Annotated in this window: 13 protein-coding genes and 2 tRNA genes; 1 reads left to right on the forward strand and 14 read right to left on the reverse strand. The window is 67.4% G+C overall.

The genetic code is table 11. The features are described 5' to 3' along the window. Positions 1-342: 342 nt before the first annotated feature. The 13 genes from ASC92_RS17405 to ASC92_RS17465 form a co-directional block, all read right to left on the reverse strand. Positions 343-1,338 carry an AAA family ATPase gene (locus ASC92_RS17405; RefSeq protein ID WP_056518155.1) on the reverse strand — a complete coding sequence of 332 codons (996 nt, stop codon included), beginning with the start codon at positions 1,336-1,338 and terminating at the stop codon, positions 343-345. Beyond that, entirely contained in the window at positions 1,335-2,204 is an 870-nt protein-coding gene (locus tag ASC92_RS17410; protein ID WP_082519624.1) for a toprim domain-containing protein, read from the reverse strand. The genes ASC92_RS17405 and ASC92_RS17410 overlap by 4 nt, the downstream gene beginning before the upstream one ends. A 169-nt stretch (positions 2,205-2,373) precedes the next feature. After that, the gene (locus ASC92_RS17415; RefSeq protein ID WP_056518159.1) at positions 2,374-3,372 is read right to left on the reverse strand and encodes a ParB/RepB/Spo0J family partition protein; all 999 of its coding nucleotides are present in this window, start codon (positions 3,370-3,372) and stop codon (positions 2,374-2,376) included. Next, positions 3,369-3,623, reverse strand: a complete 255-nt coding sequence (locus ASC92_RS17420) for a hypothetical protein (protein ID WP_056518162.1) — start codon at positions 3,621-3,623, stop codon at positions 3,369-3,371. The genes ASC92_RS17415 and ASC92_RS17420 overlap by 4 nt, the downstream gene beginning before the upstream one ends. Positions 3,624-3,736: 113 nt before the next feature. After that, positions 3,737-4,330, reverse strand: a complete 594-nt coding sequence (locus ASC92_RS17425) for a hypothetical protein (RefSeq protein WP_056518163.1) — start codon at positions 4,328-4,330, stop codon at positions 3,737-3,739. An 8-nt stretch (positions 4,331-4,338) separates the two neighbouring features. After that, positions 4,339-5,400, reverse strand: a complete 1,062-nt coding sequence (locus ASC92_RS17430) for a tyrosine-type recombinase/integrase (RefSeq protein ID WP_082519625.1) — start codon at positions 5,398-5,400, stop codon at positions 4,339-4,341. An 83-nt stretch (positions 5,401-5,483) separates the two neighbouring features. Further along, positions 5,484-5,559, reverse strand: a tRNA-Asn gene (locus ASC92_RS17435). 151 nt (positions 5,560-5,710) lie between these two features. Then, positions 5,711-5,786 (reverse strand) — tRNA-Asn (locus tag ASC92_RS17440). A gap of 50 nt (positions 5,787-5,836) precedes the next feature. Further along, positions 5,837-7,987, reverse strand: a complete 2,151-nt coding sequence (locus ASC92_RS17445) for a TonB-dependent siderophore receptor (RefSeq protein WP_056518167.1) — start codon at positions 7,985-7,987, stop codon at positions 5,837-5,839. 5 nt (positions 7,988-7,992) lie between these two features. Further along, positions 7,993-8,928 (reverse strand): thiamine phosphate synthase, encoded by a 936-nt coding sequence (gene thiE / locus ASC92_RS17450; RefSeq protein WP_056518168.1) that lies wholly within the window; start codon positions 8,926-8,928, stop codon positions 7,993-7,995. Beyond that, a complete protein-coding gene (locus ASC92_RS17455; RefSeq protein ID WP_056519106.1) occupies positions 8,925-9,734 on the reverse strand; it encodes a thiazole synthase in 810 nt (269 codons plus the stop codon). Before ASC92_RS17455 ends, thiE begins: the two co-directional genes overlap by 4 nt. 18 nt (positions 9,735-9,752) lie before the next feature. Beyond that, the gene (gene thiS, locus ASC92_RS17460) at positions 9,753-9,956 is read right to left on the reverse strand and encodes a sulfur carrier protein ThiS (protein WP_056518171.1); all 204 of its coding nucleotides are present in this window, start codon (positions 9,954-9,956) and stop codon (positions 9,753-9,755) included. After that, positions 9,953-11,044 carry an FAD-dependent oxidoreductase gene (locus ASC92_RS17465; RefSeq protein ID WP_056518173.1) on the reverse strand — a complete coding sequence of 364 codons (1,092 nt, stop codon included), beginning with the start codon at positions 11,042-11,044 and terminating at the stop codon, positions 9,953-9,955. Before ASC92_RS17465 ends, thiS begins: the two co-directional genes overlap by 4 nt. Before the next feature lie 140 nt (positions 11,045-11,184). Between ASC92_RS17465 and thiD the strand changes: the two genes are divergently transcribed. Then, positions 11,185-12,033 carry a bifunctional hydroxymethylpyrimidine kinase/phosphomethylpyrimidine kinase gene (thiD, locus tag ASC92_RS17470; protein WP_056518175.1) on the forward strand — a complete coding sequence of 283 codons (849 nt, stop codon included), beginning with the start codon at positions 11,185-11,187 and terminating at the stop codon, positions 12,031-12,033. On the opposite strand, the gene ASC92_RS17475 is transcribed toward thiD, so the two are convergent. Next, positions 11,978-13,321, reverse strand: a complete 1,344-nt coding sequence (locus ASC92_RS17475; protein ID WP_056518178.1) for a purine-cytosine permease family protein — start codon at positions 13,319-13,321, stop codon at positions 11,978-11,980. The two genes, thiD and ASC92_RS17475, sit on opposite strands and share 56 nt — an antisense overlap. Between the last annotated feature and the right edge of the window lie 262 nt (positions 13,322-13,583).

Raw genomic sequence — 13,583 nt, forward strand, 5'->3', positions numbered from 1 at the left:
GCGCGGCGCGGCGGCGCACGAAGGTGCTGGCCTCTTCGTCGGTCCACGGCCGCGCGTGACAGGTGTCGGCCTGCTCTCGGGGCAGTCGAAATGGACGCGCAGTTGCGCCCGCGTTGTGCGGCGGTGCGTCATCTCGCGCAGCGATGCAACGCCGCAGTTGCGCACCTGTTGCGTCGGCGGGTGCACGCGGAACCCAGCAACCATGCGGGTTTGCAGCCCGGAGTTGCGCGGGCGTTGCATCGGCGGTTGCATGCTCGGGGGCAGTAGTTGCGTGTTGCGTTTCCTGGGGTACGCAACGTGCAACTTGCCGCTCGACGGCCGCCTTCAGGGCGTCACGCAGCTTCATGACCTCGCCGCCTTGTCGGCCTTGATCAGACCGTTCGCGCGCGCCTTGTTGAGATGCCGGCTCACGCTCGACTTGTTGATGTCCAGCTCGAGCGCAATGTCGTTGGGCCTCAAACCCTCGTTGGCTAGATCCACGACACGCTCGAAGGTCGACGCTTCCACCGTTCTGCAACGCCAGGTGGCGCGATCGTCGGCGACGACCAGTTCGAGCTCGATGCTCTCGGCCTGGTCGCCGACGAGGTTGCGGGCCTTCGAGAACTCCACGACGAACACGGCGCCCTGCTGCGGGTCATAGTCCTTGGGGCGCGAGAGGCCGATCACGACATCCAGCAGGTCTTCGCGCTTGGAGGTGCCGCGCTGCTGTCCGCCCTTGCCAGCGTGATGCACCAGCAGGACCGCGATGCCGCGGCGGCGCAGAGACAGCAGCCAGTCGGCGATGGGGTGCCATGATTCCGCCTCGTTCTCGCGTCCGGAGCGGGCCCAGGCGCTGAGGTTGTCCACTACCACCAAGGCGGTGTCGGTCTCGATCATGGCATCGATGACGGCCTGGCCTTCGTACGTGGACAAGTCAGGCAGCGTGCGCCCCTCGGTCACGAGGTCAGGCGTGAAGATGCGCAGGTAGCCCGGTGCCGGGTCGACATCCGGGCAGTGCATCCACAGGCGCTGCTGTATCACTGCGCCGGGAAGTTCCCCGTCCAGATAGAGCACCTTGCGCGCAGCGGGAGCTTGCCAGCGGGCAAAGGGGCCGCCTGTGGCCACGGCAAAGGCCACGGCCAGGCCGAAATGCGTCTTGCCGACGCCGCGTGGTGCGAAGACCATGGCGAGGTCCTGACTGCACAGCCAGGGCGACAGCAGCGGCTGGCGCGGTTTGAAATCCATCGCGGCCAGCTCGGCCACGTCCACGGCCTGGAGCGGTGGCAGGTCGTCTGCAAGCACGGGATGCGCGGCTTGGATGGCCGTCAGCACCGGGTTGTTTTCACGTACCGCGCTCATTCGGCCACCTCGATCCGGCCAGCCAGCCGGTGCAGGTCATTGAAATCGCTGTCGTGGTCCCCTCGCGGCAGGCCGGTGAAATCGGGCACGGCCAGGAGGCCGCCCACCGCCGCGGCGGCTTGCCTCGCCGCGGTTATGCCGGGATTGCCGGGGGTCTTCCAGTCGTCATCCGCGGCGATGACGAGCGTCAATCCCGGGTACTTGACGCGCAGGGCCAGCGCCACGGGCGTCAGGTTGCCCGAGTTGAAGGCCACGGCCACGGCGCAATTGGTGTCCTCGTGGATGGTGGCCCCGGTGGCGTAGCCCTCGCAGATCACCACCTTGCCGTTCGGGCAACCGAACGCGTGGTAGCCGCCCTTGACCCGCCCGCGCGGATGAAAGCGCTTGACGCCGAAGGGGCTGATGCTCTGCAAACTCAGGAGGCAGCGGTTGTTGTCCCGGATGGGCACGAGCAGCAGGTCGCCGTCGACCCGAATACCGTGAGCGCCAACCCCCTTGACGGTCAGATAGCGGTGCTCCCGAGTCGCCCAGCCAGCCGCTGCCCAGCGCACCAGGGCGCCAGCAGCCGCTTCGGCCTCGCGTTCTCTTTGTTCGGCGAAGTGCAGGCCGGTAATGACGTTGACCTCCCGCGCGAGGGCATGCCGTTTCAGCATCGACGGATCGTGTTCACGATGGCGGATTTCGACATACCCACATCGGAAGCAATGCGCGACGCCACGCCCGTCCTCGTTGATTCGGATGCCCATGGTCTTGTCGCTGGGCTTGCGACCGCAGGACGGGCAGGAAATGCGGTGGTCGCCCGCGGCGAAGTCCGACCAAGAGATCAGTTGCCGGGAACTCGGTAGGGTGAGGATGTTTCGCTTCATGCGGGACCACCCTCCGCTTCATCGGAGACGGCGTTCGATGTTGCCGAGCACGAACAGCCAGCGACCTTTGCCTGCGGGCTGGCACGAGGTGTCAGCCGGGCAGACGCCAGGACCCATTTGCCGGCACCGGCCGGCCGTAGTACAGTCTCGTGAGGGGAGAGCGCAGACATCACTCCTCCTTTGCAGAAAGGAGCCGCTTCACTTCGCCCACGACCTGGTTGGCCGAGCCGACGTTCAGGAGTTGCTGCAACTCGGCGAACATCTCGGCGTGGTCCTTGCCGCGGCTCGTCTCATCCGCGAGCTTTTTCGTGAGCGATGCGAGCAAGCCTTCGAGTTCGCGGATGCGCTGCTGCACTGCCTCCGTTTCGCCGACCGGGTTTTCCTTGCGTTGATCGGAGGACTGCTGTTGCGGATGCGTCGTCCCCGTTGTTTCCGCCAGGCGCGATGCCGGTTTCTCGAGGACCGTCGCCGCATCGCGAGGTTGCCCCGGGTCGGAGAGTGCTGCCGGGCTGGAAATCGGGCGAACAGAAGTTTTCACCTTGTCTGCGGCCCGCTTCAGGGAAAGCTTTCCGGCCCTGACCTCATCCGCCACCTCGGGCATGTCTGCGGCCTCCACCAGCTTTGCCTGCTTGATGGTGCTCTTGGAGAGCCCGGTAATTTTCGCCAGTTCGGCCGTGGACTTCGGAGGATGGTCACCCGGTGACCATCCTCCGTGTTGATTCGATCCCCGTGCGCACCACTCGAAGACCGAGACAATTGCGAACGCACGCTGGCTCGCGGTGAGGTTCCGCCGGGCTGCGTTGGCCGCGATCACGAACTGCTGCGGATCCTGCCCGGCAAACTCGATGCAAGGGCATTCCATGTGGAGTTCCATGGCGGCGCGGTAGCGATGCCGGCCATCGAGAATCTGGCCGTTCAGCAGAACAATCGCATGCAGTACGCCATTGACTGCAACGTTTTCCTTGAGGCACTCGTAGTCTTCCGTGCCCATGTCCGGGAAAACCGCGCACAGCGCGTGAGGCTCGAGACCCGGTTGTGCCAGCGCAGGGGAGGTGGGTACGGCGACACGGTCTGGCGCGCCATCGCTGCCTTCCCGTTGGGCGCTGCTCTTGTCGATCTTGAGGTATTCGGCGCCGGAGCCGGGCAGGGGTGTCGTCGGCGCATTCATGCGGCCTCCGGCGCCGCCACGGGCTGACGGGCGGCAGAGGCCAGTTCAAGAACGCAGGCGTCGAACTTGTCGGGGTTCACCCACAGGCGACCGGCGATGTACAGCAGGGCGCCCGCCGCCACCAGCTGTTCCTTGCGCGGGCGGATGTACCAGCGCAAGGAGTGGATGCCGGAAAAGATAGGTGCCGTGCGCTGCTGGTATCCCTCCAGCGTGAGCAGGCACGCCAGACGCGAATCGGATTCGTCATTCATCGAGAAACTCCTGAATTGACGGGCCTGACAGGACCCGCATCAACACAAATGCGTGTTGAATTCGTGGAGGTTCGCGACTGTGTGCGTTTTACAAAAATTGGCGAAGGCGCGGTTTAGCCAATATTGCGCCGCAGCTGCCGCTTGAAGTCCTTGGGATCGGGCGTCCCGTAGCGCTCGACCCCCTCCCGGTAGAGCTCCTGGCACTTGCTGGCGCCGATTCCCAGGGTCATCCCCACCTCCTCGAACAATGCCTGACCGATCTCCCAGCTCGGATCGGCCTTCAGCGTCGCCATGATCGCGTCGGAAACCTGCCAGATCAGGCGCTTGCGATCGACGATGGCCGCACGGGTTTTCTCGGTGATGCGCGGGACATCGAAGGCCTGGTCCAGCGTTGCCGTCTCGAACTGGAGGAAGGCCTCGAGGCGGTTCAGGACGAGTTGTGCCAGCCACTCCGGCGGGTCAACCCGGCTGACAAGACACAGGTTGAGGGCTTGCAGCACGCCCACCCCGCTGTTCTCGATCCTTTCGCGGTTGTGCTCGAGGACTGCAGCGACGCTCCACTTGTCGAACTCGGGGGAGTCCAGGGGCGGGACCGCGTCGCGCTCGCGCGGCGTCATGTCGGCAAGGGGGTCCACGTCGTGCAGGACCCGCCGGCTTTCCACGGACGGCGGTGCCGCGCGCCGCCTGGGTTTCTTTTCTTCGTTCATGCGTCCCTTCATTGAATGCCTCCGAGAACTCGATTGACGAGCGCGGCCTTGTGGCCGGTCGCCAGATGGCTGTAGCGCTTCGTCACCTGCAGCTGCCGGTGACCGAGCAGGTCGCCGATCTCCAGCAGGGTGGCTCCGTTCTGCGCCAGCATGGACGCGCAAGTGTGGCGCAGGTCGTGGAACCTGAAGTTGCGCACCCTGGCGGCGCGCAGCGCCTCCTTCCAGCGCTCCTCGAATGCGTACGGCTGGGAAGGGTTGCGTGACGAGGCGAACACCCGCGAGGAGGGGGCGGCCCCGGCGCCGAACGACCTGAACAGGTCCGCCACCGCCGGCACCAGCGGCAGGGTCTTGGGGTCGCCGTTCTTACTGCGGCCGACGTAGGCAACGCCGTGCCCGTGGTCGATGTCCTGCCAGCGCAGCCCCAGCAGTTCGCCCTTGCGCGCCCCCGTGGTGAGTGCGGTCAGCACCAGCAGGTAGAGGCGGGGGTAGGGGGAGGCCTTGCAGGCCTCGAGCACGCGGACCCGCTCCTCCTCGGACAGGAAGCGGGTCTGCTCGTTGTGCTCTGCGCGGCGCTCGATGCTGCGGCACGGGTGAACCCAGCCCTTGGGCGCGACGCGGCGCTTGATCGCCCAGGTGAAGACCGCGGCGATGCTGGCGCTGTAACGGTTGATGGTGGCGGGCGCGATCGCCTTGCGCTTGGCCTTGTAGATGGGCTTGCCGGCCGCATCCAGCCCGGCGTAGTAGGTGGCGCGGCACTGGGAAAGCTCCTCGAGCGCGGCATGCACGTGATCGTCGGTCACATCCTGCAGCGCGAGGTGGCCGATGTGGCCCGCCCACCACGACAGGCGCTGCGGGCGCGTCGTGTCGCGGCCGGCGTAGTGCGCCATGTACTGGTTGATCAGCGTTTCGACCGTGATGCCGCCGGCCCGCATCGGGATTGCGGGCAGCGCGCCGGAACGAAAGCCGGAAAAAGAAAGGCCTCCCTCGGGGAGAGGGAAGCCTGTAGAGCCGGTTTGCAGCGCGCTGTCAGACGCACTGCCGTCACCGGCGGACTTGTTCACTGTTGCCATTTCGGGACTCCTTGCGATCTAGGACCCGCCGTTACCGGCGGACTATTCGCGGAGACCTGAAAGGCCCGTCAACTCAAGAGTTTTGGCTCCTCGACCTGGGCTCGAACCAGGGACCTACGGATTAACAGTCCGGCGCTCTACCGACTGAGCTATCGAGGAACAAGCCCTAAATTATATGCAATGGATTTGCCGATCCCGTCGGCTACCCCGATTTTTTGCGTGACGCCGAGCATCCAACGAGACAGCGCAAATGAAAATGCCCCGCTACCTTGTGAGTAGCGGGGCATCCAGAGGCCTTGCGGCTTTGTAGTGGCTCCTCGACCTGGGCTCGAACCAGGGACCTACGGATTAACAGTCCGGCGCTCTACCAACTGAGCTATCGAGGAACAAGCCTTAGATTATAGCGTGCTTTTTGACGGTGCTTCCTCGACCGCGTTCAAAGCGCAACACTCACCCCGAGACGCAGCGTGCGCGGCGCACCCGGGAACAGATAGACGTGGCTGAACTGGTAGGGCGATTCCTTCCAATAGCGGCGGTCGAACAGATTGTCGACGGCCAGTGTCCAGCTCGTGTTCACGCCCCGTACCTTGGCGTCGTAGCGCAGCACCGCATCGACGCGCGTCCACGAAGGCAGCGTGACCGAGCCGTCGGGCAGCACGTTGCGCCGGCCTTCGTACGAAAGCTGCCCCGCGACTTCAAGGCCCGGCACCGATGCGACGCGGTACGCGGCCTGCGCCCGCAGCACCTCCTTGGGCACGTTGGTCGGCGACTCTCCATTGAGCGCCGGGTTCGCGGTGCTCCCGCGCCGCCTGGCATCGATCACCGCGATGCTGCCGCCGATGCGCCATGGCCCCTGGCTCCATTGCGCGCCGGCCTCCAGGCCGCGATGCACCGCGCGCCCGTCGTTGCGCACTTCGCAGTAGGCGCCGCACAGGTCGAGGTTGGTCATCGGCCGCGAGATGTCGAACCACGCGACCTGCCAGCTGAATGCTTCGCTGCCGCCCTTCAGGCCCAGCTCCCATTGGCGCGAGGTCAACGCGGGCAGCGCCTGCCCTGCATTGCTGTACTGCGAGATCCTGTTCGGCACGACCTGCGATTCGACGCCCTTGCCCCAACTCGCATAGGCCAACAGCCCCGGCTGGATGGCGTAGCTCGCCGCGATCCACGGCGTGGTCACGTCCTGCTTGTAGCCGGTCGGGCTCGAGCCATCGTTGCCGATGCTGCTGCGATCGAGCCGCGTGTGGCGCACGCCCAGCCAGGTGGTGAAGCGGTCGTTCCAGCGGATCGCATCCTGCACCGACAATTCGGTCGAGCGTTCGTCGCGGTTGGTCTGCGGCGTGGTGGCGTCGGGGCTCGCCGGCACGATGGCCGTGGCCCAGACGTTGCCGGTGCCGGCGTAGTTGTAGGCCTGGTTGTCGAAGCGATTGCGCACACGGCTTTGCAGCAGCCCGAAGCCGAGTTCGTGCCGCACGCTGCCCGTCATCACGTTGCCCTTGAGGTTGAGGCTGCCCGCGGTTTGCGTGCGGCGCTCGTTGTCGCTGCGGAAGTCGTAGAAGTCGAAGGTGCCGTCGGAGCAATAGCGGTCGTAGTTGCCCTCGGCGCCGCAGCCGAAGGCGTAGGCCAGCCGGTCGTCGCTCTTCAGGCGCTGCTGGCCGATCTGCGCGCTCCAGCGCCAGTCGGCGTTCAACGCCTGGCTGAAGCGCACGGTGCCCGTCAGTGCCTTGAACACCGAGGGCTGCGACCACGGTTGGTTGTTGAGGTTGATGCGCGGATCGACCGGCGCAGGCAGCACGCTGCCCAGCAGGCTGTAGCCGTTCTGGCTCGGCTGCGTCTTGCGGCTTTGCTCGATCTCGAACTCCAGCACCGAGTCGCGCGTGATGCGCCAGTCGGCCGCGAGCGAGAACAGGTTGCGGTTGCCGTCGAGGTTGTGCGTGAGCGGCTTGAGGTTTTCGCTCGCCACGTTGATCCGGTAGCCGAACTGGCGGTCTGGGCCGAAGCGCCCGCCCAGGTCGACAGCGCCGAGCATGCTGCCGCGGCTCGTGGTCTCGATGCGCACCGTGCGCAGGTCCTGTTCGGTCGGCCGCTTCACGACGTAGTTGACCAGCCCGCCCGGCGCGCTGGTGCCGGCCTGGATGCCGCTGGCGCCGCGCAGGATCTCGACGCGCTCCTTGTTGTCGAGCGGGATCGATGTCTCGGCGCTGATCGGCAGGCCCTCGCGCCGGTAGTTGAAGCGGTTGTCGAGCACGAAGCCGCGCACCGTCAGGTAGTCCCAGTAGCCCGCGGAGTTGTAGGCGTCGGTGACCGAGGCGTCGAACTGCGTGAGGTCGGCGAGCCGGCGCGCGCCGCTGTCGCGCAACTGCTTGCCGTCGATCACCGTGGCCGAGAGCGGCAACTCGCGCAGCGGCACGTCGCCGAAGCCGCTGATGTCGGCTTGTGGCGCGGCGGCGCCTTCGGTGATTGTGACCTCGCGCAACGTGCTTTGTTGCGCATGCGCACCGCAGGCAGTGGTGATGAGAACGACAGCCAGTGCGCGTGAAACGGGCGAGAGCGGCCAGGTGGATGAAGGAGAGAGCTTGGAGTTGTTCATTCTGTTCAGTTGCCCGTGGCGGCACTCATGGTCGCCATCCATTGCGCGGCCGTGGCCTCGGGGTCTTCGGCCGCGACCAGCGCGCGCACCACGGCGACGGAGCCGACGCCGGTGGCGAGCACTTCGGGCAGCCGCACGGCGTCGATGCCGCCGATGCCGACCTGCGGATAGCCGCGCAGCAGCTGTGCATAGGCGCCGAGCCGGGCCACACCCTGCGGTGCAGTCGCCATCTTCTTGAGCGTGGTCGGGTACACCGCGCCCATGGCGATGTAGCTCGGGCTCACCTTGTCGGCGCGGGCCATCTCGGCGTAGCCATGCGTGCTGACGCCCAGGCGAAGACCCGAGGCGCGCAGTTGCGCCAGCTCGTCTGGCGAGAGCGCGTCGAGGTCTTCCTGGCCGAGGTGAATGCCATAGGCGCCGGCCGCGATGGCGATCTGCCAGTGGTCGTTGATGAAGAGCAGGGCGCCGGTGCCTTGCACCGCTTCGACGGCCGCCTGCACTTCGCGCTCGATGGCCGCTGCGTCGTCGGACTTGAAGCGCAGTTGCACCGTTGGCACGCCGGCGCGCGCCATGCGGCTGACCCATTGCGCGTCGGGCAGCACGGCGTACAGGCCGAGCCGTTCGGGGCAGGACGGAAATGCATCGCCACGCCCGTCCGGTGGAAACGGCCGCATGCCGAAGTCTTCGGGCGCGTCGGGCCACAGCGCGGCGTCGAAGCTGCCCAGGCGCTGTGTCTGTGCGCGCCATGCATGGGCCAGGCATTCGGCATCGATCTCGATGAAGCCGAGAGCGGTGCTGGCCTGCTTGGCGCCGCGGTAGACGGGGTCGTCCGAAGAGAAGCTGGGCGCGGCCACGGGTGCGGAGGTGATGGCGCCGAAGCGCAACCCGTGGGCCGCGACGATGGCGTGCGCAATGGCGCGGGCGTCGGTCGCGGCGGTCATGGTGCGTGATGCCAGAAGGGCGTGCCGAGCACAGGCGTGCTGGGCTGCGCAGCGTCTTGCGCGGCCATGGCGCCGGCACGGTATGCGGTGCGGCCGGCCTGCACCGCGTCGGCGAAAGCCCCGGCCATCGCGACCGGGTCCTGCGCCAGCGCAACGGCGGTGTTGAGCAGCACGCCGTCGTACCCCCACTCCATCACCTGGCAGGCATGCGAGGGCAGCCCCAGGCCCGCGTCGACCAGCATCGGTACCTTCAGGCGGTCGCGCAGCACCTGCAGCGCGTAGGGGTTGATCGGTCCGCGGCCGGTGCCGATGGGCGCGGCCCAGGGCATCACGGCCTGGCAACCGACGTCGACCAACCGCTGGCACAGCACGAGGTCTTCGGTGCAGTAGGGCAGCACCTTGAAGCCGTCGCGGATCAGCTGCGAAGCGGCATCGACGAGGTTCAGCGTGTCGGGCTGCAGCGTGTAGTCGTCGCCGATCAGTTCGAGCTTGATCCAGGGCGTGTCGAAAAGCTCGCGCGCCATCTGCGCGGTGGCGATCACCTCCTGCACGCTGTGGCAGCCGGCGGTGTTGGGCAGCACCGGCACGGCGAGCTTGCGCAGCAACTCCCAGAAGCCGTTGCCGAGCTCGCTGTTGCCCGAGCCCTGGCTGGCCGTCTGACGGCGCAGCGAAGCGGTCAGCATCGCGGGCTTTGCACGCTTCACCGCGGCTTCGAGCAGGTCGGGCGACGGATAGCGCGCGGTGCCCAGCAGCAGGCGGCTCTGGAAGGTCTCGCCGTAGAGCACCAAGGGATCGTTCGGGGTCATGTTCTTTGTCTCCATCATTCAGCCGCCGGTCACGGGGCGGATCACTTCGATGCGGTCGCCGGGTTGCAGCGCGCGCGCGGCGTATGCCGAGCGCGGCACGAAATCGCGGTTCACGGCCACCGCGAAAGGCGGCGTGGCGTTCAATGCCGCAAGAGCGTCGGTCAGGCTGGCGTGGTCTGGCAGCGCGAAGGGCTTGTCGTTGATCAGGATGTTCATCGTCATGTGTCGGTGGCCTCCATGTCGAAGCTCTTTGCGAGGGCCGAGTGGCCGTGCGCAAGCAGTTCCATCGCGGCGTCGAGCAGTGCGGGCGCGATCATGAAACCGTGGCGGTACAGGCCGTTGATCTGCAGCACGCGCGGCCGTGGCCGGCGGATGGCGGGCAGGTTGTCGGGCAGCGTGGGGCGGCACTGCGTGGCGATCTCGACGATGCGTGCCTCGGCGAAGCCGCTGTGCACGGCATAGGCAGCGCTCAGCAGTTCGAGCGTGGAGCGCACGCTGGCGGGCGACATGTCCTCCGACTCGATCTCGGTCGCGCCGATCACGAACAGCTTGCCGGGCTTGGGCGCGATGTAGAGCGGATAGCGAGGATGCACGAGGCGGGTGGGGCGCTTCAGGTTCACCTCGGGCGCGTGCACGCGGATCACCTCGCCACGCACGCCTCGCAGTGCGTGCCATTGGGGCTTGGCGCCGAGGCCGCGGCAGTCGATCACCCAGTCGGGCTGGCCCGTTGTGCCGGGTGAAAAGTCCGAGGGTGCGCGTGGCGATTGCCAGTGCAGCGTGACGCGCGGGCTGGCCTGCAGCGTGGTGAGCAGCGAAGCCAGCAGGGCGCGGTTGTCGAGCTGGCCTTCGCCCGGCAGGAACAGGCCCTGCGCGAAACGCTGGCCCAGCGAAGGCTCGAGCGCGGCAATCGCTTGCGCGTCGAGCGTCTGCATCGGCGCCAGTTCAGGTACCTGCGTGCCGGTGTTCGCAAGCACGCGCGCCAGCCGTGTGGCTTCGGCGGTGTCCTGCCGGTGCCAGAGCACCAGGGTGCCTTCGCGTTGGAAGAACACGGGTTGCGCAAGCGGGGCAAGCAGCTCGGGCCAGCGCGACAGCGCATGCTGCCCCATGCGCACGACCGACACCGGCGCCACGGCCGATTCGGCCAAGGGGGCGAGCATCGCCGCAGCCACGCGTGCGGCGGCGCCTTCGGCATCGGGACTGCCGGCTTCGAACAGATCGACCTTGCAGCCGGCCTGCGCGAGCGTCACCGCCAGCAGGCGGCCCATGAGGCCTGCGCCGAGGATGGCCGCCGATTGAAAAGGAAGGCTCATGGTCTTGCTCCTTCCCCCTCTGGGGGAAGGCCGGGATGGGGGCAGGCAGAGCGCCAAGTGGATACGCCGCGTGCCCCCACCCCGACCCTCCCCCGGAAGGGGAGGGAGAAAGGCAAGCCCGGTCGCCGATAATTTTCGGCATGACCCCAGCACCCACCCAGCGCTACGCACGCGTGCTTTCCATCGCCGGCTCCGACAGCGGCGGCGGCGCCGGCATCCAGGCCGACCTCAAGACCTTCGCGGCGCTCGGCTGCTACGGCATGACGGCCATCACCGCGCTCACCGCGCAGAACACGCTCGGCGTCTCGGGCATTCACGGCGTGCCGCCCGATTTCCTCAAGGCGCAGATCCAGGCGGTGGTGGAAGACATTGGCGTCGATGCCGTCAAGCTCGGCATGCTGCACGCGCCCGAGGTGGTCGAGGTGGTGGCCTGGGCCATCGACCGCTACCAGTTGAAGAACGTAGTGCTCGACCCCGTGATGGTGGCCACCAGCGGCGACCGCCTGATCGCGGCCGAGACGGTGCAAGTGCTGGTGCGCGAACTGTTTCCGCGCGCCGTGGTCGTCACGCCTAACCTTGATGAAGCCGCCTTGCTGATCGGCCATGCCATCGATGGCGTCGATGCGCTCGACGGCGCCGCCGACGAACTGCTCGCGCTCGGTGCAAAGGCCGTGCTGCTCAAGGGCGGCCACCTGCCGGGCGACGACGTGGTCGATGTGCTGCTGCAATCCGGTGGCGAGCGCAAGCGGCTGGCCTCCAGGCGCATTGCCAGCCGCAACCTGCACGGCACGGGATGCACGCTGTCTTCCGCCATCGCCGCGCATCTTGCGTTGGGCGCGGCGCTGCCCGAGGCGGTCGAACGGGCGCGCGCCTACATCCTCGGCGCCATGGCCGCTGGTGCGAACGTGCAGGTCGGTGCGGGTCATGGTCCCCTCAACCACGGCTTTGCGCCAGTGCCGACGCACCGTTTGCCGGTGAAGGCCGGCTGAGCCACGCGAGAACAAAAGTCACCGCCAGCGTGGGCAGCGCAGAGCCGAACTGCGGCGCCCACCTGGCCAGCGCGTGGTACGCCGCAATGCCCGCGATCCAGATCAGCGCCGCTCCGAAATCGATCTGCCGCGTGCCGGCCAACGACGCCGACTGGCCGCCGCCCAGCCGCCCGATGATCACGCCGTAGAGCGGCACGAACACCGAGCTCAACAGCAGCAGGAAGGGCTCCAGCGTATGCATCGGCAGCACCAGCGCCAATGCGATGCACAGCGCGGCCAGCAGCAGGCCCCAGCGCTTTACGCTCCAGCGCGGCAGCAGGCTGTGCGTGGAGACCGAGCCCGAATAGACATCGCCGTACGCGTTGTCGAGCTCGTCGATCAGGATCAGCCCCAGCGCCACCAGCCCGCCCTGTGCCAGCAGCAGCGCAGTGACCAGACCCGTGCCGGGCTCGGCCACGCTCACCACCATCACGCCCAGTGCGTAGCACCAGATGTTGGCGAGCGCATAGCCGATCCAGGTGCCGCTGAAGGCACTGCCCAGGCCGCCCTTGCCGGTCGTGTTGCGCTTGCCGTGCCGCGCGTAATCGGCCACCAGCGGCAGCCACGAGACCGGCATCGCAATCACGAGATCGAGCGCGCCGAACATGCCCATCGTGCCGTCACCCGGGCGTGCCCAGAAGGCGTCCAGGCCCTTGGCCTGCAGCCGCGCCGCGAATTGCCATGTGAGCCACAGCAGCGACAGCATCACCAGCGGCAGGCCGAAGCGGCTCACGAAGCGCCGCACCAGCTTGACCATTGACCCCGCGAGCAGCGCCAGCAGCACCGCGCCCCACAGCAGTGTGGTCAGCACGCCGCCCCAGGCGGTGCCCAGCGAAGGGCCGATCACCGACTGGCCGATGGCCTGCGTGCCTTCCCGCATGATGACCAGTTCGAAAGTGGTCCAACCCACCAGTTGCACGATGTTGAGCAGCACCGGCAACCGTGCGAAGGCGCTGCCGTAGGTGGCGTGCATCAGGCCGGCGCTGGCGAGGCCGCTCTCGCAGCCCAGCCGCGCGGTCCAGGCCAGCAGGCCGGCGCCGACGCAGGAGCCGAGCACGATGGCAATGGCCGCGTCGCGCGTGCCCACGGCCGGCACCAGGTAGGCGCCGATCTGCATCACCAGCAGGCCCACGCCGAGGCTGAACCAGAGCGAGGCGTGGTCGTGCCAGCCGAACACGCGCCGGGATGCGGGCAGCGGCGTCAGCGCCTCGTTGGCGCCAGGAGCAGTGTCGTCGTCATCGTTTGCCATCCATTTGCTCCAGTGCAAAAGGTTTGGCAGGTGGGCGGGGCCCGAGCGGCGCAGCCGTCACGCGAGAGAACGTGAGAGGCCACCGGACCAGCTTCCCTGCGCGAGGATTGCCTCGAGCCCGCGCCGTTGGAAACGACGCGGGCCCCCGGTGAAACCACCGGACAGGTTCAAAGGGACTTTCTCAGCCGGACGGCAAGCCGCCCAGCACCCCTAGCAATTGCGCCGTGGCGAACCGCGGCGCAGCGCGGAGTTTATCCGCTGC

It is taken from the genome of Variovorax sp. Root411 (assembly GCF_001425205.1).
Taxonomy (GTDB): Bacteria; Pseudomonadota; Gammaproteobacteria; order Burkholderiales; family Burkholderiaceae_C; genus Variovorax.

What these genes read in the sequence shown, in the direction of transcription:
- ASC92_RS17445 (WP_056518167.1), bottom strand. Translation starts at nt 7,987, where the DNA reads ATGAACAACTCCAAGCTCTCTCCTTCATCCACCTGGCCGCTCTCGCCC.
- ASC92_RS17430 (WP_082519625.1), bottom strand. Translation starts at nt 5,400, where the DNA reads ATGGCAACAGTGAACAAGTCCGCCGGTGACGGCAGTGCGTCTGACAGC.
- thiE (WP_056518168.1), bottom strand. Translation starts at nt 8,928, where the DNA reads ATGACCGCCGCGACCGACGCCCGCGCCATTGCGCACGCCATCGTCGCG.
- ASC92_RS17425 (WP_056518163.1), bottom strand. Translation starts at nt 4,330, where the DNA reads ATGAACGAAGAAAAGAAACCCAGGCGGCGCGCGGCACCGCCGTCCGTG.
- ASC92_RS17420 (WP_056518162.1), bottom strand. Translation starts at nt 3,623, where the DNA reads ATGAATGACGAATCCGATTCGCGTCTGGCGTGCCTGCTCACGCTGGAG.
- ASC92_RS17410 (WP_082519624.1), bottom strand. Translation starts at nt 2,204, where the DNA reads ATGAAGCGAAACATCCTCACCCTACCGAGTTCCCGGCAACTGATCTCT.
- ASC92_RS17455 (WP_056519106.1), bottom strand. Translation starts at nt 9,734, where the DNA reads ATGACCCCGAACGATCCCTTGGTGCTCTACGGCGAGACCTTCCAGAGC.
- ASC92_RS17405 (WP_056518155.1), bottom strand. Translation starts at nt 1,338, where the DNA reads ATGAGCGCGGTACGTGAAAACAACCCGGTGCTGACGGCCATCCAAGCC.
- thiS (WP_056518171.1), bottom strand. Translation starts at nt 9,956, where the DNA reads ATGACGATGAACATCCTGATCAACGACAAGCCCTTCGCGCTGCCAGAC.
- thiD (WP_056518175.1), top strand. Translation starts at nt 11,185, where the DNA reads ATGACCCCAGCACCCACCCAGCGCTACGCACGCGTGCTTTCCATCGCC.
- ASC92_RS17415 (WP_056518159.1), bottom strand. Translation starts at nt 3,372, where the DNA reads ATGAATGCGCCGACGACACCCCTGCCCGGCTCCGGCGCCGAATACCTC.
- ASC92_RS17465 (WP_056518173.1), bottom strand. Translation starts at nt 11,044, where the DNA reads ATGAGCCTTCCTTTTCAATCGGCGGCCATCCTCGGCGCAGGCCTCATG.
- ASC92_RS17475 (WP_056518178.1), bottom strand. Translation starts at nt 13,321, where the DNA reads ATGGCAAACGATGACGACGACACTGCTCCTGGCGCCAACGAGGCGCTG.